Origin of the sequence: Sporosarcina sp. 6E9, assembly GCF_017921835.1 — a bacterium.
Lineage (GTDB): Bacteria > Bacillota > Bacilli > Bacillales_A > Planococcaceae > Sporosarcina.
The window spans coordinates 1148220-1174740 of the sequence record NZ_JAGEMN010000001.1; the positions used below are offsets into that span (position 1 = coordinate 1148220).

General features: G+C 39.3%; 27 protein-coding genes. 5 read left to right on the plus strand and 22 right to left on the minus strand.

Features of this window, described 5'->3' with window-relative positions:
• Positions 1-81 precede the first annotated feature (81 nt).
• The 13 genes from greA to cymR form a co-directional block, all read right to left on the minus strand.
• Positions 82-558, minus strand: coding sequence for a transcription elongation factor GreA (gene greA / locus J4G36_RS05970; RefSeq protein WP_210469130.1), 477 nt, complete (start codon positions 556-558; stop codon positions 82-84).
• Positions 559-636: 78 nt separating this feature from the next.
• Positions 637-1299 (minus strand): uridine kinase, encoded by a 663-nt coding sequence (udk, locus tag J4G36_RS05975; protein ID WP_210469131.1) that lies wholly within the window; start codon positions 1297-1299, stop codon positions 637-639.
• A gap of 56 nt (positions 1300-1355) precedes the next feature.
• On the minus strand, positions 1356-2039 hold the full coding sequence (locus J4G36_RS05980; protein ID WP_368668763.1) for an O-methyltransferase: 684 nt from the start codon (positions 2037-2039) through the stop codon (positions 1356-1358).
• Positions 2036-3178 carry an endolytic transglycosylase MltG gene (mltG, locus tag J4G36_RS05985; RefSeq protein ID WP_210469132.1) on the minus strand — a complete coding sequence of 381 codons (1143 nt, stop codon included), beginning with the start codon at positions 3176-3178 and terminating at the stop codon, positions 2036-2038. The genes J4G36_RS05980 and mltG overlap by 4 nt, the downstream gene beginning before the upstream one ends.
• Positions 3179-3276: 98 nt before the next feature.
• Positions 3277-3573 (minus strand): DUF1292 domain-containing protein, encoded by a 297-nt coding sequence (locus tag J4G36_RS05990; protein WP_210469133.1) that lies wholly within the window; start codon positions 3571-3573, stop codon positions 3277-3279.
• Positions 3574-3583: 10 nt separating this feature from the next.
• Entirely contained in the window at positions 3584-4006 is a 423-nt protein-coding gene (gene ruvX / locus J4G36_RS05995) for a Holliday junction resolvase RuvX (protein ID WP_210469134.1), read from the minus strand.
• Positions 4003-4275: an IreB family regulatory phosphoprotein gene (locus J4G36_RS06000; RefSeq protein ID WP_210469135.1), complete on the minus strand. Its 273-nt coding sequence runs from the start codon at positions 4273-4275 to the stop codon at positions 4003-4005. The genes ruvX and J4G36_RS06000 overlap by 4 nt, the downstream gene beginning before the upstream one ends.
• A 79-nt stretch (positions 4276-4354) precedes the next feature.
• On the minus strand, positions 4355-6985 hold the full coding sequence (gene alaS / locus J4G36_RS06005) for an alanine--tRNA ligase (protein ID WP_210469136.1): 2631 nt from the start codon (positions 6983-6985) through the stop codon (positions 4355-4357).
• A gap of 328 nt (positions 6986-7313) precedes the next feature.
• On the minus strand, positions 7314-9773 hold the full coding sequence (gene recD2 / locus J4G36_RS06010) for an SF1B family DNA helicase RecD2 (protein WP_210469137.1): 2460 nt from the start codon (positions 9771-9773) through the stop codon (positions 7314-7316).
• A 15-nt stretch (positions 9774-9788) separates the two neighbouring features.
• Entirely contained in the window at positions 9789-10448 is a 660-nt protein-coding gene (locus tag J4G36_RS06015; protein WP_210469138.1) for a tetratricopeptide repeat protein, read from the minus strand.
• 13 nt (positions 10449-10461) lie between these two features.
• Positions 10462-11583 (minus strand): tRNA 2-thiouridine(34) synthase MnmA, encoded by a 1122-nt coding sequence (gene mnmA / locus J4G36_RS06020; RefSeq protein ID WP_210469139.1) that lies wholly within the window; start codon positions 11581-11583, stop codon positions 10462-10464.
• A 22-nt stretch (positions 11584-11605) separates the two neighbouring features.
• Positions 11606-12748: a cysteine desulfurase family protein gene (locus tag J4G36_RS06025; protein WP_210469140.1), complete on the minus strand. Its 1143-nt coding sequence runs from the start codon at positions 12746-12748 to the stop codon at positions 11606-11608.
• Between the two features lie 12 nt (positions 12749-12760).
• On the minus strand, positions 12761-13180 hold the full coding sequence (gene cymR, locus J4G36_RS06030; RefSeq protein ID WP_210469141.1) for a cysteine metabolism transcriptional regulator CymR: 420 nt from the start codon (positions 13178-13180) through the stop codon (positions 12761-12763).
• Between the two features lie 127 nt (positions 13181-13307).
• Here cymR and J4G36_RS06035 point away from each other — a divergent pair, with 127 nt between their 5' ends.
• Both J4G36_RS06035 and J4G36_RS06040 read left to right on the plus strand, forming a co-directional pair.
• On the plus strand, positions 13308-14600 hold the full coding sequence (locus J4G36_RS06035; protein WP_210469142.1) for a replication-associated recombination protein A: 1293 nt from the start codon (positions 13308-13310) through the stop codon (positions 14598-14600).
• A gap of 84 nt (positions 14601-14684) precedes the next feature.
• On the plus strand, positions 14685-15221 hold the full coding sequence (locus J4G36_RS06040) for a transcription repressor NadR (RefSeq protein WP_210469143.1): 537 nt from the start codon (positions 14685-14687) through the stop codon (positions 15219-15221).
• Between the two features lie 24 nt (positions 15222-15245).
• Here J4G36_RS06040 and J4G36_RS06045 read toward each other — a convergent pair whose 3' ends face one another.
• A complete protein-coding gene (locus J4G36_RS06045) occupies positions 15246-15482 on the minus strand; it encodes a TFIIB-type zinc ribbon-containing protein (RefSeq protein ID WP_210469144.1) in 237 nt (78 codons plus the stop codon).
• Between the two features lie 22 nt (positions 15483-15504).
• Entirely contained in the window at positions 15505-16062 is a 558-nt protein-coding gene (locus J4G36_RS06050) for a GNAT family N-acetyltransferase (protein ID WP_210469145.1), read from the minus strand.
• Positions 16063-16246: 184 nt separating this feature from the next.
• Between J4G36_RS06050 and J4G36_RS06055 the strand changes: the two genes are divergently transcribed.
• Positions 16247-17620: an amidase gene (locus tag J4G36_RS06055; protein ID WP_246880421.1), complete on the plus strand. Its 1374-nt coding sequence runs from the start codon at positions 16247-16249 to the stop codon at positions 17618-17620.
• A gap of 117 nt (positions 17621-17737) precedes the next feature.
• Here J4G36_RS06055 and J4G36_RS06060 read toward each other — a convergent pair whose 3' ends face one another.
• Together J4G36_RS06060 and J4G36_RS06065 are read right to left on the minus strand one after the other, a co-directional pair.
• Positions 17738-17956 carry a hypothetical protein gene (locus J4G36_RS06060; RefSeq protein WP_210469146.1) on the minus strand — a complete coding sequence of 73 codons (219 nt, stop codon included), beginning with the start codon at positions 17954-17956 and terminating at the stop codon, positions 17738-17740.
• Positions 17957-18091: 135 nt separating this feature from the next.
• Positions 18092-18748, minus strand: coding sequence for an HD domain-containing protein (locus J4G36_RS06065; protein WP_210469147.1), 657 nt, complete (start codon positions 18746-18748; stop codon positions 18092-18094).
• 144 nt (positions 18749-18892) lie between these two features.
• On the opposite strand from J4G36_RS06065, the gene J4G36_RS06070 reads away from it, so the two are divergent.
• A complete protein-coding gene (locus tag J4G36_RS06070; RefSeq protein ID WP_210469148.1) occupies positions 18893-19105 on the plus strand; it encodes a cold-shock protein in 213 nt (70 codons plus the stop codon).
• Positions 19106-19150: 45 nt separating this feature from the next.
• Here J4G36_RS06070 and J4G36_RS06075 read toward each other — a convergent pair whose 3' ends face one another.
• The gene (locus J4G36_RS06075) at positions 19151-19339 is read right to left on the minus strand and encodes a zinc-finger domain-containing protein (RefSeq protein WP_210469149.1); all 189 of its coding nucleotides are present in this window, start codon (positions 19337-19339) and stop codon (positions 19151-19153) included.
• A 111-nt stretch (positions 19340-19450) separates the two neighbouring features.
• Here J4G36_RS06075 and J4G36_RS06080 point away from each other — a divergent pair, with 111 nt between their 5' ends.
• A complete protein-coding gene (locus J4G36_RS06080; RefSeq protein ID WP_210469150.1) occupies positions 19451-19840 on the plus strand; it encodes a reverse transcriptase-like protein in 390 nt (129 codons plus the stop codon).
• 27 nt (positions 19841-19867) lie between these two features.
• On the opposite strand, the gene J4G36_RS06085 is transcribed toward J4G36_RS06080, so the two are convergent.
• The 4 genes from J4G36_RS06085 to J4G36_RS06100 form a co-directional block, all read right to left on the minus strand.
• Positions 19868-20458, minus strand: a complete 591-nt coding sequence (locus tag J4G36_RS06085) for a metallophosphoesterase family protein (RefSeq protein WP_210469151.1) — start codon at positions 20456-20458, stop codon at positions 19868-19870.
• A gap of 13 nt (positions 20459-20471) precedes the next feature.
• Positions 20472-21293, minus strand: a complete 822-nt coding sequence (locus J4G36_RS06090; protein WP_210469152.1) for a sulfurtransferase — start codon at positions 21291-21293, stop codon at positions 20472-20474.
• Positions 21294-24902, minus strand: a complete 3609-nt coding sequence (locus J4G36_RS06095) for a dynamin family protein (protein WP_210469153.1) — start codon at positions 24900-24902, stop codon at positions 21294-21296.
• A gap of 100 nt (positions 24903-25002) precedes the next feature.
• Positions 25003-26502 (minus strand): carboxypeptidase M32, encoded by a 1500-nt coding sequence (locus J4G36_RS06100; RefSeq protein WP_256439557.1) that lies wholly within the window; start codon positions 26500-26502, stop codon positions 25003-25005.
• Positions 26503-26521 lie beyond the last annotated feature (19 nt).

A 26521-nucleotide genomic window follows, 5' to 3' on the forward strand; every position in this document is an offset into this window, starting at 1 on the left:
ACTCTATATTAGACGAGCACGAGGTAGCTTTGTTCCATTAAGCGAAAAAACCGCCTTCATGTGAAGGCGGTTATCGGACGATTATTTTATTTCAAGAATCGTAACCGACATTTCTCCTCCAGGCGTATTAATACTAACAACATCGCCTTTTGCTCGGCCCAGTAACCCTTTCGCAATCGGTGAATCGTTCGAGATGAGACCTTCAATTGGATTCGCTTCAGCAGAACCGACAATTGTATAAGTCTCTTCGTCTCCATCTGGAAGTTCCTTAAAAGTAACCGTATTCCCCAAATGCACTTCATCCGTATTAAATTCCGACTCTTTAATGATTACTGCATTTCTAATCATTTTTTCAAGTGTAGATATTCTTCCTTCAACAAATGACTGCTCTTCTTTCGCTGAATCGTACTCCGAGTTTTCTGACAAGTCACCGAAATCCCGGGCGATTTTAATACGTTCGACAACTTCTCTTCGTGTCACCATTTTTAAATGTTCGAGTTCTTCCTTCAGCTTAAGTTTACCAGCAGCAGTCATCGGAAACTTCTTTTCCGTAATCATTCCCATCACTCCTCATAATACTATTCATAAAAATACTATGCCGCTTTATTTTTGAGTATGCGACATAGTGGTTAATCTCTATGATTTTATGTCATTATCATAATATAGATCCGTTCCATTTTCAAGAATTGTTTTTATTTTTGTGACCATTAAGTCAATTGCAACTTTATTGTGCCCACCTTCTGGCACAATAATATCAGCATATTTCTTTGTCGGTTCTATGAATTGATTGTGCATTGGACGAACAACCGATAGGTATTGGTCAACGACTGAATCGACAGTCCTGCCACGTTCATTAATATCACGTGTGATACGTCTAATAATGCGAAGATCGGCATCCGTATCAACATATAACTTAATATCCATCAAATTTCTAAGTTCGACCTCTTCCAACACTAAAATACCCTCGACAATAATAACATCTTTAGGTTCAATGATTACCGTTTCTTTGGATCTCGTATGCATAGAGTAATCATAAATCGGTTTTTCGATGCTTTCACGCTTTAACAGCTTGTGTAAGTGAGTGATTAATAAATCAGTATCGAATGCAAATGGATGATCATAGTTCGTTTCAAGTCGTTCTTCAAACTCCAAATGTGATTGATCTTTATAATAAAAATCTTGGCCAATCACAACAACTGAATGGTCCTTAAAAACATTATAAATTGAGTTTGTAACGCTTGTCTTACCTGAACCAGAACCACCAGCGATTCCGATAACAAGTGGTTTAGTGGTCTTCATTTCTTCTTTACCCCTTTATCGGTAGATATCTTTCAACATAATGTTTGTAGCTATCGTTATTTTTTAATTGCAATTAATATCCCGTCGCCTAGCGGAAATAGCGAAGTTACATAATCGGGATGATTCAACACCCATCGCGTAAATTCCTTCAAATTTCGAACCATCGTGCGTTTTCTTCTAGGCAGTTCTTTATCTTCCCGCAAAACCATACCATGCAAGAACATGTTATCGCAATAAATAACACCTCCGGATGAAATAAAGGATGCATATTTCTCAAAGAAACGCTTGTATTGACCTTTCGCTGCATCTATAAAAAGAGCATCATACGCTTCTCCAACAATTCGTTGATCGTCAAGTAATAACGCATCAGCTTCAATAATTTGAATTCGATTCGATAGGCCTGCTGCTTCAATATAATCGACGGCTTTTAGATAACGGGCCTGGTCTCTTTCAATCGTCGTGATGAAAGTATCGGGTAATGATTGAGCCATCCGGATTGCCGAATACCCGATTGCGCTGCCGATTTCTAGAATTCGATTCGGTTTCTGAATCGATAATAATCCCAATAAAGTTTCGATAGCACCGCTGTCCATAATCGGTACATGATTTTGCTCGGCATAACTTTCCATTTCGGTTAGAAAAGGATCCTTTTCTTTAAGAAGACCGGCAATATAAGAATCGTACGTAGTAATAGTCGTCTCAACTCCTGTTCGGTATTCCTTGTCAACGTAATAAATTATTTTTTATCGATATATTTTGCGCGTTTTGCCAAATGCTCCTCATATGTTTTCGAAAAATGATTTTCGCCATCTTTATCTGCAAGGAAATATAAATAATCGGTACTCTCAGGATCAATGACTGCGTCAATTGACTCCTTTCCAGCATTTGCTATCGGTCCCGGTGGTAGACCTTTATATTTATAAGTGTTGTATGGATCATCGATTTCAAGATCAGCATAAGATGTCACGCTTAAATGTTGACCATGTGCATAGGCAACAGTTGGATCCGTTTGAAGTGGCATAACTTCTTGATTAGGATTCTTAGGTTGCATCCGGTTATTAAATACACTTGCTATCGTAGCACGGTCTGATTTCTGAGTCGCTTCTTTTTCTAGAAGTGAAGAGAATGTCAATAACCAATGAACTGTTTTTTCATTTTCTTCTAAGTAATTTAAATAAGACGATACATTCGATACTGTCGCTTGAATCATTTCATCAACTACTGTTTCGACAGTTGGTTTTTCTTCATAGAATGGATACGTCGCAGGGAACAAATAGCCTTCAAGCGGAAATTTAATTTTCTCGCCTTTAATTTCCTCTGTGATAACGTTTGGAAACTTTCCTATAAACATATTTATCGTTTCTTCATCGTTCACGTAGTTTTCAAATTCTTCTGCAGTAATATCCGTTCTTTTTTCAACAACAAGCGCAATTTCCTTTATGGTTAACCCTTCTGGTACAGTCATCGTAAATACCGGCTCACGGTATAATTTCCCTGATTTCAAACTTTGGATTAATTCATCTGGCGTCATGGCTTTCGTTAAGTCGTATGTACCCGCTTGAAACTGGGATTCATTGTTAAATTTCGCATAATATTTAAAGAGTCTTGCATCTTTTATAACTCCTTTACTTTCAAGCGTCGCTGCAATTGAATTCAATCCGGAGCCAATCGGAATTTCAACATTTATGATCTCTTCAGATTCTGGATCAAGGGGTTGTAATCCACTTACCACGTATTGATAAACAGACTTTCCTATGAAGAACCCAATAATAAGTATAAGGAGTACGATTGCCAGAACAATTCTTCTAACCACTCTAACTTCTTTCTTTTTTTCACGCATCCGTTCGAACATCAATTGTGTCTTCGAATCTTTATCCATGCGATTGCCACCTCTTTCGTTCAAATGCATATAAAACATTTAAAACTTAAAAATACGGAACGGTTTTGCACCGTCCCGCTCATTTCCTAATTATTGACTTACTCGTCTTCCTCTTCTTCGTCTAAAAATGTATTTAATGTTTCCTCAATCATTTCCCATTCAGCATCATCTTCAATTGGAAGTAGTTCTCCGTCTTCCTCCCCGTCTTCTTTCGGAGTAAAGGAAGATGCATGGATTTCTATTTCTTCGGAATCATCCGTATCATCCTGTCCTAGAATATGATACAGTACGTAAGATTTACCGAAATCCTTTGATTCAAATGTCAGGATAACTTCGCATACATGCTCATCACCGTTTTCATCAACGATTGTCATTGTGTCTTGTCCGTGTTCCATTCTAATCACCTCATTTATTATTATTTAAATCTAAGTAACCCTGTAAGATCATAATCGCAGCCGTCTTATCGATAACAGTTTTCCTCTTTTTACGGCTAACGTCTGCCTCAATAAGCATTCGCTCCGCAGCCATGGTTGTCAACCGCTCATCCCAAAGCGTTACGGGTAAACCGAATGTTTTCTCGAGAAGGCGGGCATATCTTTCAGAAGCCTCGCCCCTTGGACCAACTGTATTGTTCATGTTTTTCGGAAACCCAACTACAAAACTACTGACTTGATATTCAGCGACAAGTTTACGAATTCGTTTCATGCCGAAGTTGCCCGCATTCTCATCAATTTGGATGGTTTCGATTCCTTGGGCGGTCCAACCTAATGCATCACTAATTGCAATGCCTACTGTTTTGGTTCCCACATCCAAACCCATAATTCTCACTTGAGGTTACCTCCGTTTTCCCGGATGTAATACTTCACAAGTTCCTCGATAATTTCATCACGTTCAAGCTTTCGGATCATATTACGCGCATCTTCATGCCTTGGAATATAAGCCGGGTCACCTGAAAGAAGGTAACCCACTATTTGATTAATCGGGTTGTAGCCTTTTTCGTCAAGCGCTTTGTGTACATGAAGCATCACTTGTGTTACTTCTTCCTCCATCGATTCTTCAGGAAAGTTAAATTTCATCGTTTTATCGTATGAATTCATAACTGACACCCCACTTTCAAATTTGCCTAATTAACATAGAATCATACAGGGTTCCATTATACCCAATTTGTGACATCAATTAAACAGATTTCACATAATCATACACCGATTTTAAGGCATCATCAAGTTTTGATTCGTCTTTCGCGCCTGCCATCGCCAAATCTGGTCTACCCCCGCCTTTGCCGTCGCATTGCATCGCTACATGATTCACAAGCTTACCTGCGTGATAGCTTCCCTTTAAATCATTGGTAACTCCTGCAACAAGCATGACTTTTCCATTGACCGCGGTACCTAAGACAATGACACCTTTCGACAGTTTTTGTTTCATTTCATCCATCATCTGTCTTAATGCATTATTATCCTTTACTTCTACACGCGATGCAACAACTGTGACATCGCCGATTTGCTCGGCAGTTTCAAAGACCTCTGAAAGTTGGCTGTTCGCAAGTTTTGATGATAAGGATTCATTTTCAGATTGCAATGCTTTTAGTTCACCAAGTAAAGATTCGACTTTTTTCACGAGATCTCTCGGATTCGACTTTAGTAGTTCCGCAGTATGCTCAAGCAATGCTTCCTCTTCTTTAAATGCACGATAAGCATTGGGCCCCGTTAATGCTTCAATTCGGCGTGTTCCAGCCCCTATTCCACTCTCTGATACTAGCTTGAACAAACCAATAGATCCTGTTGTATCGACATGACAGCCACCGCAGAGTTCAATCGAATAATCGTCAATCGAAACGACACGAACGATATCCCCGTACTTCTCACCAAACAAAGCTGTTGCACCTTGTTTTTTCGCTTCGTCAATCGGTTTTTGTTCAATATTGACAACAAGGTCTTCCCAAACCTTATCATTTACAATTCGCTCTATTTCCTCAAGTTCCTCTTTTGTCACTTGTCCAAAATGAGAAAAGTCGAATCTTAATCGATCCGGACCAACATATGAGCCCGCTTGTGCAACGTGTTCACCAAGAACTTGTTTTAATGCCTTGTGCAACAAATGCGTGGCCGTGTGATTTTTGATGATTAACTTTCTAGCATTCGCGTCAACTTTTGCAATAACATTTGTTCCGACAGAAAGTTCCCCAGAACGAATAATTGCTGTATGCAGATTTTGTCCATTTGGTGCTTTATGAACTTCAGTTATATCGGCAACAAAAGATTCATTTGAAATTGTTCCTTTATCCGCAACTTGCCCACCGCTCTCAGCATAAAACGGTGTGTGATCTAGGATAAATTGAATCTCGTCCCCCTCTGCAGCCTGGTCTGCATGCTGTCCATTATGCAGTAGCACTGCAACCTTCGCCTCGGTGGTTAATTTACTATACCCGATAAATTCGCTCGAAACATTTATTTTTCCAAGAACTTCAGACTGTACATGCATGGAATCTGTTTCTTGTCTAGCTGCACGCGCACGATTTCGTTGGTTTTGCATTTCTTCAGAAAAACCTTTGCGATCTACACGAACTCCTGCTTCTTCTGCAAACTCTTCCGTTAGTTCAATCGGGAATCCATAGGTATCGTATAGTTGAAATGCATCTTTACCACTCACTATAAATGTATCATAGGACTTCGCTTTTTCGATAACAGTGGAAAGAATCGCCATTCCATCTGACAAAGTCTCGTGAAAACGTACTTCTTCGTTCTTAATAACCTTCATAATAAATTCTTTCTTTTCGTTCACTTCCGGATAATAATCTTTCATGATTTCTCCTGTAACGGGAACTAAATCATACATAAACGGTGCATTTATACCAAGCTTCATCGCAAAACGAATGGCTCTGCGCAATAGTCTTCTAAGTACATAGCCGCGTCCTTCATTTGACGGTAATGCACCATCACCGATTGAGAATGATACAGTTCGAATATGATCAGCAATTACTTTAAATGCCACATCTTTTTCTGCATCCATGCCATACTTTTCACCGGAGAAGTTTTCGACTGCTTTGATGATTGGCATGAATAAGTCCGTATCGTAATTTGTTGGAACGCCTTGGATAATAGAAGCCATTCTTTCAAGACCTAATCCAGTATCAATATTTTTGTTCGGGAGCGGTGTATATGTATCATCCGGATTATGATTAAATTCTGAAAAGACAAGGTTCCAAATTTCAAGGTAGCGCTCATTTTCTCCGCCTGGATATAGTTCTGGATCCGTGAAATCATCTCCATAGCTAGCACCGCGATCATAGAATATTTCCGAGTTTGGTCCACTTGGTCCTTCACCGATATCCCAGAAGTTTCCTTCGAGTCGAATAATGCGTTCCTCTGGAATTCCAATTTTATCTTTCCAAATACCATACGCCTCTTCATCTTCTGGATGAACAGTTATCGATAAAAGTTCTGGATCAAAACCAATCCACTTTTTATCTGTTAAAAATTCCCACGCTAAAATAATGGCTTCTTCCTTGAAGTAATCACCGATAGAAAAATTTCCTAGCATTTCAAAAAAAGTGTGATGGCGTGCTGTGATTCCCACATTTTCAATATCATTCGTTCGAATCGATTTTTGCGCATTTACAATTCGTGGGTTATCTGGAATCACACGACCGTCAAAATACTTTTTTAATGTTGCAACGCCGCTGTTGATCCATAACAGAGATGCATCATCGATGGGCACAAGCGGGGCTGATGGCTCAACACTATGGCCTTTTTCTTTAAAAAACTCCAAAAACATACTTCGAATTTCTGATGAAGATAACTTTTTCATATAAATCCTCCTTTTTCTTTACCAAGACAGAACAAAAGCGCAAGGCGCCTGTCTAGCTAGACACAAAAAAACTCCGCCCCTAAACAAGGGACGAAGATGTTAGTCTCGCGGTACCACCCTAATTACCGAATACAAATGTACGCGGCATCTCTGGTTGCCTTAACGCGGCTGACGGCAGGGATAAGCTGCACTCAGGAGTAGCTTTCAACACATCGACTTGGGGACCCTTTCAGCCTAGGGGTTCCTTTCTGGTCAAGCGAATATACTTACTTTCTCCTTCATCGTATTCACTATAATGAGTTTAGTATAGAAAACTTCGTCATCGGTGTCAATCAACACCTTCCAAATTATAAGGAGTAATTCCGTTCATCCCAATCATCGGATCAATTGTAATGAATGTTTCCATCGTTAATTTATAAATGCCAGGTTCTTTATCCTCTGCACTATCTATCGTGTTTTCATTAGATGACGGACTTGCTGTTTGGCTTTGGCTTTTGGAATTTGTATGCGTTTCAGTTTCGATTCCTTCGTTCAACTCATTTTCAGTGCCTAAACGTTCTTGTAATGTTGTTTGCCGCGATAATTCATCTGTTCGGGCGATTCCCGCTTTAAATTCTTCGGGTTCTCCGCATAATATTAGAAACTTTTGCGCGCGAGTGATGCCAGTATAAAGAAGATTTCGTTTCAACATTTTTCTCTGACTTCTTACGACTGGCATAATTACAATTGGAAACTCGCTTCCTTGCGATTTATGAATGGAGCAGCAATACGATAATGTAAGTTGATTTAAATCACTGCGCTCATAGGTGACTTCAATGCCGTCATAAGAAACAACGAGCAATTCTTTTTTATCTATTGTTTCATTCGCTTTTATTATTGCAATGACCTCACCCATATCGCCATTAAACACATTGCTTTCGGGTTGGTTGATGAGTTGAAGGACTTTGTCTCCAATTCGATACACGACATCGCCAAACGTAACTTCTTTGCGTTTAGGACCGGGAGGATTGACCATTTGCTGAATCATTTTATTAATACCATCGATTCCTGCCGGGCCTCTATACATGGGGGCTAGAATTTGGATGTCTTTAATTTCATGTCCTTTTGAAATCGCGTTACGCACAATTTTCTCAACTGCTTCGAGTATCCGATTTCCGCTGGCTTTAATAAATGAACGATCAGAAGTCTTACCAATTATATTGTCATGCCACTCTGAACGTTTAATCATATGGGCCATTTCAATTATCGTAGAACCCGCACTTTGACGATAAATTTCGGTTAGTTCGATAACAGGAATTGCACCTGAGTCGAGCATATCTTTTAATACTTGACCGGGGCCGACCGATGGCAACTGATCTTGGTCTCCGACAAATAAAACTTGAACGTCATTTGGCAGTGCTTTCATCAATTGATGAGCAAGCCATGTATCAACCATTGACATTTCATCGATAATAACGAGACTGCCTTCAATTTCTCGCTCTGTCTCTTCTTCTTTTTCTTGACCAGTAAAGCCCAATAGACGGTGAATTGTCATTGCAGGAAGTCCAGTAGATTCAGACATCCTTTTTGCCGCTCTGCCTGTAGGTGCCGCTAAAATTATTGGAAATGGTTCTTTTTTCTTGGCATATTCTTTTGGATCAAGGGATAGCCCGTGAAGCTCCGCATAGACTTCAACAAATCCTCGTATAACCGTCGTTTTACCAGTGCCGGGTCCCCCTGTAAGAATCATTGCCGGGGAATGTAGCGCTGTTTCGATAGCAGAGACTTGCGTTTCTGCATAATTGACTTCTAGTCGCTCTTCTACTTCTCCGATTGCACTTCGAATTTCTGATACAGGAAATTGGTTATCCAATTCATTTTCTAACAGTAATCGAAGCTTTGAGGCGAATCCGATTTCCGAATAATAAAGTGATGGAATATACAATCTTTGATTTTCCGCTATTAATTTACCTTCTTCTATTAATTCAATAATCGATTGTGATATGCTGCTAAAAGGAATTTCAACAGGCTGAATCATTTCAAGCAAATGCTTAACCCCGGGCAGCAGAATCTTTCCTTCTATATAAACATGCCCTGCTGATTGAACAGCTTCGTTCATCGAATGTAAGATTGCCGCTTTTATTCTAAATGTGTGATTGCCGGTAATGCCCAAGTTACGACCCAGTTCATCTGCAGTCTGAAAGCCTACCCCTTCAATATCTTCAGTTAAACGGTATGGATTTTCCCTGAGCAGCTCTATCGCATCTTCTCGATACGTTTGATAAATTCGCATCGCGATTTTCGGACCGAATCCCCATTCATTCAGTTGAATAATCGTTCTTTCAAGCCCCATGTTTTGTTCAAGTACGGAGATTAACGTTTCTTTTCGTTCGTCAGAAAGTCTGGGAATTGTATCTAGAACCGTTGAATCGTCCAGTATTTTTTTAATGGCGTCTGTTCCGAGTACATCAACAATTGATTCTGCGGTTTTCATGCCTATCCCCGGAAATAAGTCACCCGACAAATAATGAATAAGCCCGGTTTCTGTACCCGGCATTTCTTTGGCAAAAGTATGCACATCAAATTGAGCGCCGTATGTCGGATGATTAACGAGTCTGCCTGTAAATTTATAATCGTCATCGGCGGAAAGTTGTGGAAAGTTCCCTTTAACGATAATTTCCTTTTCTTCATAATCGCAATTTGTTTTACTGATTTTTAATCTTGCAATTGTAAATAGATTATCCGGATTATGGAATATCGTTACAAGCGGTCTCCCGAGTATAAAAAGCTCTTCGGTTAATCCTTCCATCGCCTTTTCGCCTCCTTACCGTTCGTCAAGTTGAATCATATCGTAAATATAACGTGCTTGTTCATAATCGGGATTAATCGTAAATGCCTGTTTCAGATGGTTTAATGCATCTTCTTTTCGCTCGGTTGATACTGCGTATAAAAATCCTAAATTATAGTGTGCATCCGCATTTTCCTCTTCATTTTCAAGGACAAATTTGAACTCTTCGGCGGCTTGCGTAAATAACTCCATATTTGCTAGAAGTATTCCGTAAGACAATCTTGCCTCCAAATCATTTGGGGCTAATTCGGTAGCTCGTTGTAAATAAGGCAACGCAAGTTTAGTTTGATCTGACCGTTCTAAACTTTTCCCAAGCATATAGTAAGCGTCTGCTTCATTAACGCCTTTTTGTATTGCCTTCTCATACAATTTAGATGCTTCTTCATATCTTTCGTTATTAAAATAAAGATTTGCGAGGCCATAATAGGCAGTTCCAGCATCTTCATCAAGCGTTATTGCTTGTTGAAAAAAAGGTTCCGCCTTTTCTGGATCACCCAGTGAAGCGAACACATTTCCCATATTAATATAGCCGACAGCATTTTTCGGTTCTTCTTCTATCGCTTTCACAAATGACTCTACCGCTTTTTCATACTTACCTTCTTGGAGCGCGGCAATTCCTGTTTCATTGTAATTCATAATCGATTCCACCTTACCCAACATAATCAAGTTCAATGCCATTTTTAATCACCGTATCGATCGTCCCACCGCCGAGACATTCTTCGCCGTCATAAAAAACAACCGCTTGTCCAGGCGTAATTGCACGTACGGGTTGTTCAAATTTCACAATTGCTTTATTGCCTTCTAATAATTCGACGGTAACATTCGTATCGGGTTGACGGTAGCGAAATTTAGCCGTGCAGCTAAACGTTTTCGGCATCTCGCGCGCAGTTGAAAAACTAACATCTATTGCTGTTAGACTATCAGAGTAAAGTGCATCATGATCGAAACCTTGCCCGACCAATAACACGTTTTCTTTCAAATCTTTTCCGATGACAAACCATGGATCTCCTGCACCGCCAATACCTAAACCGTGACGTTGACCAATTGTATAGTACATTAGCCCGTCGTGTTTTCCCACCGTTTCTCCTGACATCGTAGTCATGCGGCCAGGTTGAGCCGGTAAATATTCTCCAAGGAAATCCTTGAAATTGCGTTCACCGATGAAACAGATTCCTGTTGAATCTTTTTTCTTCGCTGTTGATAATCCCGCTTCTAGCGCCTTCTCACGAACAACTTCTTTATCAAGATGACCGATTGGGAACATTACCTTTTGCAACATTTCCTGCGTCAACTGATTTAAAAAGTACGACTGATCTTTATTATTGTCTTTTCCGCGTAGCATAGAAACGCCGCCTTCAACCTGGACGACTTGTGCATAATGGCCAGTCGCTAAATAATCAGCGCCAAGGCTCATTGCATGTTCTAGAAACGCTTTGAATTTGATTTCTTTGTTGCACATGACATCGGGGTTTGGCGTTCTTCCTGCTTTATATTCGTCTAAAAAGTACGTAAATACTTTATCCCAATACTGTTTTTCAAAATTAACCGCGTAATAAGGAATACCGATATCATTACAAACGCTAATGACATCCTCGTAGTCTTCAGTTGCTGTACATACGCCGAATTCATCCGTATCGTCCCAATTTTTCATAAAGATACCGATTACGTCATAGCCTTGCTCTTTTAATAGTAATGCAGCGACAGATGAATCTACGCCACCTGACATCCCAACGACGACACGTGTTTCTGATGGAGCTTTTTTTGTATTCATTTTCCAATCAATCCTTTAATTTTCATTTTACTAATCTCTTTACGATATCAGCTGTTTTTAATGCGGCTGTTTTTATATGATTTTCATCCAGGCCGAGTCCAAAACTAAATCTGACAGAATTTCGAAGTTCAGGCGAACCTTCGCCATACATTGCCGTTAAAACGTGCGATGGATCAAGTGAGCCCGCTGTGCAAGCTGAACCACTCGAGACACAAATCCCCGCCATATCTAGATTAACAAGCAGTGATTCTATATCAGTTCCAGGGAAACTAACGTTTACGATATGTGGCAACTTTTCTGTACCTATCGCGTTAACAGAAAAGTTTACGTCTTCCTCTTGGAATATAGCAGTTAATATTTTTTCAAAATCAAGATATTTCTTCGTGTTTTCTTCAATTGAGTCAAGCGCAATTTTTACTGCATCTGAAAATGCGACAATTGCTGGAACATTTTCGGTGCCGGCACGTCGTTTACGTTCTTGCTCTCCGCCATACAAATGTGGTTTCGTAGTCAACCCGGTCCGTTCATATAGGAAGCCGACGCCTTTTGGACCATTTAATTTATGGGCGGAGACAGATAGTAGATCGACCTGAATCTCTTTAACGTCAATTGGCAGAATACCGTAGGCTTGTACAGCGTCCGTGTGAAAAATAGCTTGGTGTTCTTTTAGAAGTTCACCAATTTCACTTATGGGTTGTAATGTCCCCACTTCGTTATTGCCTAACATGATTGTCACCAGAATTGTCTCTTCAGTGAGTACTTCTCTAACTTGCTCAACATCAATTCTTCCATTGTTATCTACTTCTAAATAAGTAACCTCATATCCATCTAATTCAAGTTGTTTACAAGTATTTAAAACAGCGTGATGTTCGATAGTAGTCGTGATAATATGGTTTCCTTTGTGCTTCATCGCGTTAACTGTACCGAAAATAGCGATATTATCTGCCTCTGTCCCGCCAGAAGTGAAAATGATTTCAGCTGGTTTCGCGTTAATGGATTGAGCCATTACTTTCCTTGCTTCATCCAACCATTTACGGGCTTCCCTGCCGTAACTGTGAATGCTTGAAGGATTTCCAAATAATGAGCCTAGCATTTCGGCATACTTTGTAGCAACATTTGGGTGAACCGGCGTAGTCGCCGCATGGTCAAGATATATAGTCTTCATTGAAAATCTCCTTTAAATATAAAACATATAACTATCAGTTTTCGATTCATCATTTGATTTGATGAGATCGGCGATTGTTGTTGTATCTAAAACGTCTCGAACTGCTTCTGCAATTCGCTTCCATAATTCCTGTTGGGGGATATCCGCATCGCCAAGTCCTTCAATCGGTTGAATTGGTCCCTCTAAAACACGAATGACATCCCCCGATGTGATTTCTGTCGGAGGTTTGGCCAACATATAGCCTCCATAAGCCCCGCGCACACTTTTCACAATTCCATTATTGCGCAGTTGCGGTATTAATTGTTCCAAATAGGCTTCCGATAATGATTGTTCTTCAGCGATTTGACGAAGTGGAATAGGACCATCTCCGTATTTTGAACCGAGCACAACAACGATTGTTAACCCGTATCGTCCTCTTGTCGAAATTTTCATGTAATAACCCCGTCCTTTGCGTGTTGCTTCAAAATATTATAACATAACTGCTCCAACGCTTCCCTAAAATGATTTCAATCGGTTTGATGTGTATAATAGAAGAACAGCTGTACTAGGAGTGATACTTTTGCAAAACGAACCATTAGCTTATCGAATGAGGCCGCAGACGATTGATGAAATCGCTGGCCAAGAAGAAATTATCGGGAAACAAACCGCACTTTATAAGTTGATAAAAAAAGGGCATGTCCCGTCAATGTTGTTATACGGTGAACCTGGAATCGGTAAAACATCGCTCGCCCATGCAATTGCAGGAACCAGCAACTTACCCTTTATCGCATTGAATGCGACGGTTTCGGGAAAAAAAGATGTTGAAGATGTTGTTGCCGAAGCACGTATGTCTGGAAAAGTTCTATTGTTTTTAGATGAGATTCATAGATTCAATAAATTGCAGCAAGATACCTTACTTCCGCATGTAGAAGGCGGTTCAATAGTTTTAATCGGTGCAACGACAGAAAATCCATTCCACGACGTGAATCCTGCGATACGGTCGCGCTGCGGGGAAATCCGGCAACTAACTCGATTGGAACCTGATGATTTATTAGGTGTGCTTCGGCGAGCATTGGCGGACAAAGATAGAGGACTTGGTAATAAAAAGATTATTATAACTGATGAACAACTTCAAATGATTGCAGAAGGCGTGAACGGAGACGCTCGAAAAGCGCTAAATGTCCTGGAGTCCACCGTTATCGCAAGTGATGAGGTTAATAATGAAACGATTGTAGAAGACTGGTTAATAAAAAATCTGTTAGGCCGGATCGGCTTATTTGGCGATAATAAAGGTTCCCATTTTTATAACTTATTATCTGCTTTGCAAAAATCTGTTCGTGGTAGTGACGTCAATGCGGCAATGTATTACTTGGCGCATTTATTGGAAACGGGCGATATCATCGCTGTTTCTAGACGACTCCTTGTCATGGCATATGAAGATGTCGGACTTGCTTCACCGGAAGTCGGACCTCGTGTTCTTGCAGCGACAGATGCGGCAGTTCGACTTGGAATGCCAGAAGCACGGATTCCGCTGGCGAATGCAGTGGTTGACATGTGTTTAGCTTCCAAATCAAATTCTGCTTATAAAGCATTCGACGCTGCTGTTAATGCGATAAATACCGGGAATACGGGAGACATCCCACACCATTTGCGTGATACGCATTATGCGGGTGCCGCTGAACTTGGTCATGTAGGCTACCAATATCCACATGACTCCCCTATCGGCTCCTTTGGCGGCTGGGTTAATCAACAATATCTGCCCGACAAAGTTGAGGGCACGGAGTTTTATAGGCCTGTTCTCGCAGGTGAAGAAGTTAAGTTAGCGGCAATCTATGACCGTTTGAATGATTTTAAGAAAAAGAAAAAAAAGTAAACCAAAGGATGTTTACATAATACATTTATGTGAAACTCATTTTGGATGAAATCATAATAATAGAGTGATTTTGGAGATGATTATGTGACTTCGAGTGAAAAAATTTTGGGTAGCGACCGCCGCAATTTACTTGTGAAATTATTAAAGGAAGCGAGCACCCCCATACCTGGCAGAGAACTTGGTGAAATAACCAACGTTAGCCGACAAGTAATTTCTAGTGATATCACATTGTTAAAAGCAAAAGGCCAACCGATAATCGCGACGAGTCGCGGCTATGTCTATATGCATCCAATGATTGAACAAAATATGATTGAAAAGGTGATCGTTTGCAACCATACGTCGCAGCAAACGGAAGAAGAATTAAATATATTGGTTGATCACGGAATCACCGTCAAGGACGTAAAAGTTGAACATCCCATTTATGGAGACTTAACAGCATCTGTTATGGTTTCCAATCGAAACGAAGTGAAGAACTTCATCGATAATATTAAACAAACAAATGCATCATTATTATTGGAATTGACTGAAGGCATACACCTTCATACGATTGTTGCCAAAAATGAACAAGAAATTATAAACGCTGAAGATGCATTAAGAAAAGCGGATATGCTCGTCGAATGACGGCAATCCGCTTCCTTCGTTTCACTACCAAAATACGATTAAATCACTTAATATATCAAGCATCGTTGTTTCTTTTTTATCTTTATCTTTCGAAGATTGACCTTTAGATTTATTCGTATGTTCTTTCTTCAGTTCCCGCACAATCATTTCGAGTTCCCCGCGGTCTAGCCAGATGCCTTTGCAAGCTGGACAAACATCTATTAATACAGACCCTTTTTTTATTTCTTGTAATTTCATATCAACGCAAGTCGGACATAACATGTGCAACACTCCCCTGTTTTATCTACCAACTATTATTACGATTTTTATAATAAATGAGTTGATCAATCCATTTTCCACCTTCATAGAAAAAATCCTTCCTCACACATTCAAATTGAAACCCTGCAGATTCGGCAAGTTTTTGAGACGGCTCATTATCAACGTTAATTTGCAGTTCAATGCGGTGAAAGTTCAGTTCAGAAAAAAATAACTCTGTTGCCGCTTGAACACTTTCCTTCCCGTAACCTTGCCGGAAAAATTGATTGTGAATGGAATACCCCATCATGGCCCAATCATAATCCTGTCTTAGAATTTTAACCACTTCAATATTGCCTATATTCGCACCGTCTTCTTTTCTGAAAACTCCTAAAATATACACGTCATCTTGATCCGCGGTTTCCTGAAACCCTTTAATCCAGTCCACAAACCATTTTTTTGTATACGGCGTTGAATCTTCATAACCATCATCGTATTTATAAGTTGAGGGCAATCTATTATCAAACCCGATAGACCATTGTTCATAATCGCTACTTTGAAACGGTCTGAGTATTAGCCTCTCTGTTTCTATCATTAATCTTGTCATTCAATTACCTCCTGCATTTACATAACCTTATTATAACTAAGATTTGCAGTATTTGGTGTGAATTCCGGAATTCAAAATCAGAGAGGAATGTCTTTTCCCTTCAACTCAAATTGTTCGAACAATATAAATATGCTACGCTAATCCCAAGCATCACGAATATTCTGTATGGGGGAATTAAATAACATTGAGAAACCTAACAATTAAAGAAATGAAAGCTGGATTTAGTAATAAAGACTTTTCACCCGTGGAAGTCACCCATGATTATTTGGAACGAATTGAAGAATTTAACGAATTAAATGCTTACATCACTGTAAATAAGGAAATTGCATTAACACAGGCAGCCATTGCAGAACAAAGATACTTAGCTGGTGAGCCAACGGGAATTTTAGAAGGCGTTCCAATCTCCTATAAGGATAATCTGTACACAAAAGGAATTCGCACAACAAGTGGCTCCAAAATCGAAGAAGATTTCATACCAGATGTCGATGCTGGTATCGTCTCGAAACTCCAACGTGAAGGCGGAGTTAATCTGGGGAAAGTGAATATGCATGAGTACGCTTTTGGAATTACTTCCGAAAACCCTTTTTATAAATCTGTTAAAAATCCATGGAATACTGCGTACACACCAGGCGGATCTAGCGGTGGTTCGGGTGCGGCTGTAGCAGCTTCATTATGCGCTGCGTCAATCGGCACAGACACCGCAGGCTCCATTCGGATTCCGGCCGCGTCTACAGGTATCGTCGGGCTGAAACCCACTCATGGTTTAATCGTTGATACAAATGTTAGACATATATCTTGGTCGCTTGATCATATTGGTCCGCTAACAAAGAATATGAGCGATTTAGGAATCATGATGGATGCGATGACAGGTGATGATTATTCTAGTTCATTGTCAGAAGACATTCGCGGTCTGCGAATCGGCGTACCGAAAAACTACTTCAATGATTTGATAGAAAGTAACACCGCTACGTTATATACAGAAGCACTTACAAACCTTGAGACATTAGGCGCCATTTTAATCGAAGTTGACATTCCTTTTTCACAAGCCGATTTGGCCTATTCACTAAGTATCGGAATTGCAGAAGCTGGCTATGTCCATGAGAAATTTTTAGCAGAATCGATTGATTTGTATGGTAAAGATGTCAAAGCCTCTCTCGAATTCAGTCACTCGATACCGGCGTTAGATTATATCAAAGCCTTAAAAAGAAAAAAAGAAGTGTTTTCAAGTTTCGAAGATATATATACGAAAGTGGATCTATTGGCAACTCCAACAATGCCCGATACTACAAAGAAAATTGGAGAAACGAAATTTGAAATTAACGGCGTGATGGATAGTACATTTAATGCGATGATACGACTTCCCGCTGTATTCAACTTTACCGGACAACCTGCGCTGTCACTTCCTTGTGGGATTGCACCTAATGGACTGCCAGTCGGTCTGCAATTAGCTAGTTCAGCATTTAACGAGAGAACAATACTACGTGCCGGATACGCATATGAACAGGCATTTTTAGAATCATTTTATAAGGAACGAGAAAAACGCGTACTTAAATCGTAAAAATTACTGAAAAAATTTACGCAATAGACCGCTACCTCGCATATGAAGTAGCGGTCTAAATTTTTTTGCCATAGATCACGATTATTACAACAACAAATCGCCAACTAAAATAAAGGATTATTTTTTCTTACCAATACGTGAATGTCTTTTGTCAGCCGCACTTAATACAAACAACATAGCAATACCAAAAACAATGCCTTCTATAAAAAGCGTAGTCCAAATGTCGATAGGAAAAAAAAGTGAATACAAGAATAACAATAAACCAATTCCTAGTATTAAGGTTAAGCCTATACCAAATGCCACCTTTTCAGGCAATGCTTTTAATTTAGCTATCATTTTTCCACCTCCAAGTTTGTTTAAATTATTATTGGTCAGCAACACTATATTAATCAATCATAGCTCATAGTTAATAATAATGTAGGAAGTCTTCGTTCGAAATGAAACTAACCTGTTTCATTAGTTAGTTAGTTATTAAGTCCAAACAGAGTCTTTCCCCATGCCTATTTCTCGATCAAGTTGTTCCAAAAACGCCACCATAAATTCATGGCGTTCTTTAGCTAATCGTTTACCTTCAGCCGTCACCATTAATTCTTTCAGTAACAATAATTTTTCATGAAAATGCGTTACCGTAGCAGTCCTCTTTTTACGATAGTCTTCTTCCGACATTTTCGCACGTGCCTCTTCATTTGCATCGTATAATTTTCTTCCTCTGGCCCCTCCAAATGTGAAAGCCCTAGCAATTCCAATTGCACCGATTGCATCTAGACGATCTGCATCGCGAATAATTGCCCCTTCAATTGACGTAATCGCTTTTTCATTTCCCCCACTAAAAGATACGCTGTCAATACAAGCAATTACCCTATCAATCAATATTTCATCGGCTTCGTGCATTTCAAGGATTTCTCTTACCGATAAAGTATCTTCTAACTTATATTTCGCATCTTCAATATCATGAAGCAAGACGCTTAATTTAATAATAAATTCATTTGCTAATGGTTCTCTCACTGATATATCAATCGCATTTTTCATGACCCGATTGATATGATCCAAGTCATGACTCGCATCAAATTTCCGATAGATTTCTTCAGCCGTTGCCCGGCATTTTCGATATAATTGTTCCAGTTCCATCACCTTTTCTAAATTATTTTTATAACTACCCTTTACATTTCAGATAATTCCGGCACATCATTGACGTCCTTTGTCGATTCGTGTATAGTAATATCATCCATGTTGCATAATGGAAGGACATTGAAGGACTGAGGAGGGGCGTATATGTACCAAGGAAAAGTGAAATGGTTCAGCAATGAAAAAGGATACGGTTTCATTGAAGCGGAAGACGGAGAAGATGTGTTTGTTCACTTTACTGGCATTGTTGGTGAGGGGTTTAAAACGCTTGATGAAGGTGAAATAGTATCTTTTGAAATCACTGATGGGAATCGCGGACCTCAGGCGGCCAATGTCTCAAAAATAGGAAATCACGACTAACTGTCAACTACAAATCCCGCTAGCATATATATTGCTCGCGGGATATTATTTTGAAATTTTATTCAATTGACTGCCCAAAAATTTTAGTTGGTCACCTACTGTACAGCCATCTATACAAAATCGATGCGCTGCCGTCTTCCCTTTGTCTTTTGCAAGTTGGCTTTTCAGGAAACAACCATTGCAAAAAGTATCAATAACAGTATCGATTTCTAACATAATGATTGTTTTATCCATAAGAACCTCCATTCACGTTCATTTTAATGTCGATGGGCGGGAGATGCAAGTATCGTCGACAATTAGGGTATGCAATATGCCGAAATATAAACAAAAGTTAGGGTGATTCGCTTGATCGAATTATATACGGACGGGGCTAGTGCTGGTAATCCAGGAAAAAGCGGTATTGGTGTTTTTATCAAAGGTGAAGGGCATCTTATTAAGATTTCAGAGAGTATCGAACCTACAAATAATCATACAGCTGAATTCTTAGCTTTACTCCGCGGTGTGAAAGAAGTTGCGAAAATATCCCAAGGAATTGTATCCGTTCGTTCAGATTCTCAAGCAGTTGTAACCGCAGTCGAGAGAGAATTCGTTAAAAATGAAGCGCATAAACTAATTTTATCAGAAATAATAGAGCTGACAAGGTCTTTTGAGTTCTTCTTTATAAAATGGATTCCAAGTATTGAAAACAAAACAGCTGATGCGCTTGCGCGTGAAGGTATACATAAAAGAGACTGAATGGTTTTCTCCCATCCAGTCTTTTATTCATGATTTCATAAATGTGATTGTATTTTCAGTACTGTCATAAACAACCCATTCCCGATTATCAACAACTGAACCGACATTAACTAGTGCATTTCCCCCGGTCAGATCATAAGGAATTCCGAATTTTACTTTTTTAGATTCTCCATCAATCGAAAGCGCTGAATGATGACTATGACCATAAAAAACCAGTGGCCTTTCAACTTTTGCCTCTAGAAGCGTCCATGGTTTGCCACCCCATTTCCACTGATGGCCATGAATAATCTGCGCTTTTTCGAGCTCAATGACTTCTGGCATGGACTTTAAGAACTCGCGCAAGGATTCGCTTGTTTCAGTTATATAAAGAATTCGTTCTTCTTGATTCCCTCTTACCGACTGGAAATCCAACAGCTCAGTAAATCCTTTCGGGTTAAGCATGACCTGCTCAAGTTTTGTAAATTTATCTTCAGTAATATCTTTTTTACTAATTATACATTCATATAGATCACCAGTACCAAACACCGTCACTCCTGGCTCAATCTCTTCGATATGGCTAAGTACTTTTTCTAAGTCTTCTTTCGAAGAATGAATATCTCCAAGCAATACATACCTCATCTATCTCACCACTCTATCCTTTTTCGACCTTTGCATCCTCTTTTGAAACCCAATCACTATAGCTTCCCACATACAGACGGATATTTTCATGTCCATAGTGCGAGAGCATTGCAAAGAGTGGAGATGCTGTAACGCCACTCCCGCAATACACGGTTACTTGTTGATTGGAATTCGCCAAATTTGATATTTTTTCTTGTATCGATTCGTCAAATCGAAATTTCCCATCCTGTTTCAACTGTTCCCAATCAAAATTTAACGCACCTGGGATGTGACCCGCGACTCTGTCCAACGGTTCGACATCTCCGCGATATCGATTGGGAGCACGTGCATCGATTAGTTGATTAGCCGTTTCGCCTGCAACGGTTTTCTCAACAAAGTCCCGTGTAGCGTAAATCAATTCATTCCAACGAGGGTTGACAGACGATTTCTTTGGCAGAGCTGTTTCATTATCAACAGGTAAACCTGACGCCTTCATTTCTTCGAAGCCTTCTATGACGATAAATGCATTTTCAAATCCGGCGTATTGAAGGAACCACCATGCACGCGTTGCAAATGGACTCCCCCCGTCATCATATACAAAAATATTATCATCTAAATTCAAACCACTTCTCCTAAAAAGGTCACCTAGTGATTCCTTACTCGGCATAGGTTGTCTTCCGTCTTTTTTTGTTAAATCGGACAAATCCTCATTCAAATCCCAATGCACCGCACCGGTAATATGACTTTCATTGTATAATCGCTTACCTTCATTAGCATCAGCCAAAGAAAAACGTGCATCTATCCATTTTACATCACTCGCATTAACATCTTTAATTGAAACAAAAACGTTATTCAACTAGACCAACTCCTTTTGCAATGAATTGTATAAGTTCCGCCATTCATCGATTTTTTCAGTTTCTGTTAGTAGCGTTCGTTCAGATTCAATTTGTGTTAGGCATTCCTTTAATAAGTGGATTCTGAGTGCTTCCGCTTCTTCTTCAATTAATTGAACTACCCATACTTCAAGTCGATTCTTTTCACTATCAAGATAACGTTCAGTATCCTTTCTTAATAGTTCCTCAAGACGATTTTTCAGCTTATCACGATCGCCTCGTTCAAAAAATGATTTTTCATTTCTGAACAGTCGATTGACACTGCTATACGCTGCGGAGTCTGAAAATGGAAAGTCAAAAGATAATATATCTGTTTCTTTTGGTTCAAATAAGGTTGGTTCAAATACATCATCGATTTCTTTTAGTGATTGAACTTCTGACCGTTGTCTGCTAAGCAATTGCTTTGTCAAAAAGTTAGCGATACGTAAATTTGTTACCTTTAATTCTTGTGTTAGATCAAAACCAATCATATAAACTGTTTCATCAAGTGCAATCTTTAATGCTTCACTAGATGATTTAGCCGAAAAAACAGATGGATTATAGGCTTCTCTAAAGAAATCACTATAACGCAAAAACACACGCTGTAAAATATAATAAACAAGTTCATTCAATTCGTTCTTGGTACTCGTTTGAAATACTTCAATAAAACTGTCCGCATATTTCCTTTGAATGATTTCTTCTAAATCTGCCAATTCGGTTAGCCGCGCTGATTTTCTTTTCATGTTGTTTTCGGTACGTGTAATGAGAGAGGCTAACCGGTTCGTCGTTTTTATTGTTTCCTCGTCTAGTGATTGTACAGCCAGTCCTCTTAAGTCATGTTCCAAGAAATGATGAAAGTCATTTTCGAACAAATCCATCATTTTATTACTATGTTTTTCATTTTTTGCTTGCAGCGCTTGTAAACTAGAAATACCATGCACACGGGGGTTTCGAATGCCGAACTTTTGTAGTTCATTCCCAACAAACGATTGCACGAGTTCTGCTTCTTCATTACTGGAAGCCAAGTCAATTGCATTAACGATGAAAAACATCTTATCTAATTCAAATGCATCTTTTACGCGGCCCAATTGAATCAGAAACTCCCGATCCGCTTTGGCAAACGCGTGGTTGTAATAGGTTACGAAAAGCACTGCATCAGCATTTCGAATATAATCGAATGCAACATCCGTATGTCGAGCATTTATAGAATCAGCGCCCGGTGTATCAACAAGCGTTATTCCTTTTCGTGTTATGTCGCAATCATAATAAAAATCAATAGACTCCACAAAACAGCTTCGATTTTCTTCTGCAACAAATTTAACGAATTCATCTCGTTGCACCCTCAACACAGTCCCCAACGCATCTTTATAAGTCGGATACCCTTGTTTAAATGCTTCAATAAACGCTTTATGAATATGAAGTTTGTCATCTGTCAATTTTGTATTCAAAATCTCGTCGGTTTTAACAAAAGCTTCATCCAATGTTTCCACGGATGTTCCAAAAGCTTCAAATGAGCGTTTAACATCCTCTGTCATTCGCTCTACCGTTTTCAAGACAACATCAGCCGTCTCATCTTCCCTACCAGGACCTACCGGACATATGCGGTTTATCGTTGCGGTTGTCGGATTTGGCGAAACCGGAAGAATATTCTCCCCGATTAATGCATTGGAAAATGAAGACTTACCTGCACTAAATGCACCAAATAAAGCTACGGTAAATTCTTGTTCATCCAAGCGGTTTGCTTTTTTGCGTAAGTAATGTGCCATGTCTCTAAATCCAGGTACTTTCTCAACAGCCTGTGCTACATTTAACGCGTTTCGGCACACAGCTTCACTTCCAGACGACTGGACTTGATTATTTTGACCTTCTGATTCATTGAAAGTTGTGTGCTCAGTGAATACTTCTGTCTTTTTTTCCTCAACAAATTCCGTAATATGGAGGACCTCTTCTATACACCAAGTTTTTATGAGCTTGTTCCGATTTCCAATCACGATTGAAGATGGGTTTTCAACTTCTCCGTCAATCGAAGTCAAAAGATTTTCCAACACGCTAACATGATTAATTACTTCTAGCTTTTCTTCAAGAGTATCTATATCTTTATGAAAGCGGTCACTTTTCTCACTTCCATTTGTACGAATAAATTCAGAAACCTCCAATTTCCAATCCTCAGTTAAACGCCTATATGCCAAAATGATATTTGTTTTCATTTGGTTTGCATTATTAATAACTGTATCACCTGTCATAATATCTGAAGCATTGAAGTGCTTTTCCAGTTCTTCAAATGGAATGACTAGATTTAAAGAATCGATAGCAAGTGAACGATCATCCGTTAATAGATGCGAATCTTTTAATAGTCTCTTCATAAAAGTTTTTACATGGACTTCAATTTGCGTGTGAATAAGCTTGCTAATATTTTCTCGAAAAGAATCTTTTCGTTTTTCACGCTCTTCAGCAGTCTTTTTAGCTCCAAAAAGAAAACCGACTTTAAAATTTGGGGAGAGCGATTCCAAATAGTTTTTTAATAATTCCCTGGTTTCATACGGGGTAACGGCTGCATTTTCAATTAGGGCGGATAATCCCTGATCAAATGAATCTAAGAAACTCTCTTCCGTTTGAAGAGCAAGTGCCTTTTTCATTTTATTCAATTCGCTTTGAAGGGATTCATAATTAGTCCACTCATCCTCCGTAACCAGTGAAGAATTCGAATCTTTTTCCTCGACAATCTTCTCTTTTAAGAAACTTTTATGTTCTTCTTTTAGTTGAAGTATCGTATTATTTGCATTTTCTATGAACAAGTCTTTCCAATTACGCATCGAACCAGTAATTATTTCTTGCACTTTGGAAAAGTCATTATGCGGGTGATCCTTCACTTTTAAACTAGTATAGAAAACACCTTTAGGTTTTACTCCCCATAATTTAAACGAACTTTCAACTGATTGCTGAAACTTTTCAAATGACAATTCGCTTTCTCGATGTTTATCTATTTGGTTAATAATTAAATAGACATTCGGATTGTGACGCATTAATTCCTTCGTGAAACTAAAGTTCAATTCGGATTGGACGTGATTATAATCCATCGTATAAAATACCAGGTCAGCCAAATGAAGCGCGGATTCTGTCGACTGTCGATGAGCATCATCGGTTGAATCTACACCAGGCGTATCCATAACTGTAATGCCTTTTGGTAACGTAGAATCTTTATGGCCTATTTCTACTAATGATACAGAAAATCCATCTTTACTGTATGTTTTTACGGCATTCGGGAAATCATGACCTTCATATTTAAGCGCTTTTCCATCCATTAAATGAATGACCGCATAATCTGCATCAGACTTTTTGACTTTCACGATATTTGCACTTGTCGGGATTGGACTGGAAGGCAATAAATCTCCGCCAGTTAACGCATTAATCATCGATGACTTTCCAGCAGAAAAGTGGCCTGCAAATCCGATCATGTACTCTTCTCTTGCCAACTTTTTACCAAATAGCATGGCTTTATCATATCGTTCACTGTCTTCATTCTTTTTAAATAACTCACCATATGTCGCGGCTGTCGTTATTAGTTCAGTAATTTCATGTTGAAATTTCGGCATTAAACTTTCGATCCCTTCATCAATTTCTATTTACATTGTACCATTTCTTTCGACAAAAAAAGCGTCCCTTCACCAAATAGATGGCCAAGAGACACTTTTCTTATAAATTATAAAGTTTGCTGTATTTTTCAGATAAATAATCAGCTAAGTACTTTGCATTTAAACCTTCACCGGTCGTATCCTGAATAATTTCAAGCGGTTTTTTCATCTTGCCATGTTTATGGACATTTTCAGTCAACCAGTGCAAAATTGGTGAAAACTCTCCCTTCAATAGCAATTCATCAAAATTCGGAAGGTCTTTCAACATCGCGACTTTTAGTTGGGCAGCATACATATACCCTAATGCATAGGATGGGAAATAGCCAAATGACCCACCCGACCAGTGAACATCCTGAAGGACACCTTCACCGTCATTCTCTGGCGTCACACCTAAATATTCTTTGTATTTTTCATTCCAGACGCGCGGTAAATCCTGAACTTCTAAATCCCCATTGAATAATTCTTTTTCGATTTCATACCGGATCATGATATGAAGTGGATATGTTAATTCATCCGCTTCAATGCGGATGAAGGACGGTTTAGAAGCATTGATCGCTCGTAAAAATTCGTTTAACTCAACATCTTCGAATTGTTTTGGTGAATGACTTTTCAGTAAATCGAAATTATATTTCCAAAAGTTTTCATGATGCCCAACAAATTGTTCGTAAAATAGCGACTGCGATTCGTGAATCCCCATTGAAGTCCCATCAGCTACGGGAAGCCCCTCTAGTTCTTTGTCGATATTTTGCTCATATAACCCGTGGCCACATTCATGAATTGTTCCAAAAACGGCAGACCTGAAATCATGTTCATCATACTTTGTCGTTTGTCGCACATCACCAATCGTGATGCCCATCGCAAACGGATGAACCGTTTCATCAAGTCTTCCCGCTTCAAAGTCATAGCCGAGTTGTCTTAGAATTTCAAGGCTGAATTTTTCTTGCGCGTCCTTTGCAAATTGATTAAATAAAAACGATGTTTCTGGTTTGATGTCTGACGCAGATATCTTTTTTACAAGTGGGACAATCGTCTTTTTAAGTTCAGCAAAGACTTCATCTATGATTTCGGTTGTTAGTCCTGGCTCATATTGGTCTAGGAGCGTGTTGTAAGGATTCCCGTCTTTTTCACCCCAATAGCCGATAAAACGCTTTGTCGTAGCAACAATTTTTTCAAGGTAGGGTTGAAACATTTCAAAATCTGCTTTTTCTTTCGCTTCTTCCCATGCAGACTCAGACTGCGAAGTAAGAACCACAAATTCACGGTACTCTTCTGCTGGAATTTTTATACTTAAATCATATTCTTTTTTCACTTCTTCATACGTTTTTAACAAAACCGGATCAAGTGACTCTTTCTTCGCTTCTAGCTCTTCTAATAGTGTCGCCATCTCATCTGAAACGCTCAATTTGAAAACTTCAGCTGACAAGGTACCAACTGCTTCCGATCTCGATTCAATTCCCTTTTTCGGCGCCCCAGTTCGCATATCCCAATACATGATTGAAATCGCTTCCGAGTAGGCACGCATCTTTTTAAGTAAAGCCAAAAACCTGTCTTCAGTAGTCAACTTATTATCCCCTTCCCAT

What these genes read in the sequence shown, in the direction of transcription:
- J4G36_RS06015 (WP_210469138.1), bottom strand. Translation starts at nt 10,448, where the DNA reads ATGAATTACAATGAAACAGGAATTGCCGCGCTCCAAGAAGGTAAGTAT.
- J4G36_RS06050 (WP_210469145.1), bottom strand. Translation starts at nt 16,062, where the DNA reads ATGACAAGATTAATGATAGAAACAGAGAGGCTAATACTCAGACCGTTT.
- J4G36_RS05990 (WP_210469133.1), bottom strand. Translation starts at nt 3,573, where the DNA reads ATGGAACACGGACAAGACACAATGACAATCGTTGATGAAAACGGTGAT.
- udk (WP_210469131.1), bottom strand. Translation starts at nt 1,299, where the DNA reads ATGAAGACCACTAAACCACTTGTTATCGGAATCGCTGGTGGTTCTGGT.
- J4G36_RS06000 (WP_210469135.1), bottom strand. Translation starts at nt 4,275, where the DNA reads ATGAATTCATACGATAAAACGATGAAATTTAACTTTCCTGAAGAATCG.
- J4G36_RS06085 (WP_210469151.1), bottom strand. Translation starts at nt 20,458, where the DNA reads ATGAGGTATGTATTGCTTGGAGATATTCATTCTTCGAAAGAAGACTTA.
- J4G36_RS06095 (WP_210469153.1), bottom strand. Translation starts at nt 24,902, where the DNA reads ATGCCGAAATTTCAACATGAAATTACTGAACTAATAACGACAGCCGCG.
- J4G36_RS06045 (WP_210469144.1), bottom strand. Translation starts at nt 15,482, where the DNA reads ATGTTATGTCCGACTTGCGTTGATATGAAATTACAAGAAATAAAAAAA.
- mltG (WP_210469132.1), bottom strand. Translation starts at nt 3,178, where the DNA reads ATGGATAAAGATTCGAAGACACAATTGATGTTCGAACGGATGCGTGAA.
- J4G36_RS06070 (WP_210469148.1), top strand. Translation starts at nt 18,893, where the DNA reads ATGTACCAAGGAAAAGTGAAATGGTTCAGCAATGAAAAAGGATACGGT.
- greA (WP_210469130.1), bottom strand. Translation starts at nt 558, where the DNA reads ATGATTACGGAAAAGAAGTTTCCGATGACTGCTGCTGGTAAACTTAAG.
- J4G36_RS06075 (WP_210469149.1), bottom strand. Translation starts at nt 19,339, where the DNA reads ATGGATAAAACAATCATTATGTTAGAAATCGATACTGTTATTGATACT.
- J4G36_RS06065 (WP_210469147.1), bottom strand. Translation starts at nt 18,748, where the DNA reads ATGGAACTGGAACAATTATATCGAAAATGCCGGGCAACGGCTGAAGAA.
- mnmA (WP_210469139.1), bottom strand. Translation starts at nt 11,583, where the DNA reads ATGAATACAAAAAAAGCTCCATCAGAAACACGTGTCGTCGTTGGGATG.
- alaS (WP_210469136.1), bottom strand. Translation starts at nt 6,985, where the DNA reads ATGAAAAAGTTATCTTCATCAGAAATTCGAAGTATGTTTTTGGAGTTT.
- J4G36_RS06025 (WP_210469140.1), bottom strand. Translation starts at nt 12,748, where the DNA reads ATGAAGACTATATATCTTGACCATGCGGCGACTACGCCGGTTCACCCA.
- J4G36_RS06060 (WP_210469146.1), bottom strand. Translation starts at nt 17,956, where the DNA reads ATGATAGCTAAATTAAAAGCATTGCCTGAAAAGGTGGCATTTGGTATA.
- recD2 (WP_210469137.1), bottom strand. Translation starts at nt 9,773, where the DNA reads ATGGAAGGATTAACCGAAGAGCTTTTTATACTCGGGAGACCGCTTGTA.
- cymR (WP_210469141.1), bottom strand. Translation starts at nt 13,180, where the DNA reads ATGAAAATTTCGACAAGAGGACGATACGGGTTAACAATCGTTGTTGTG.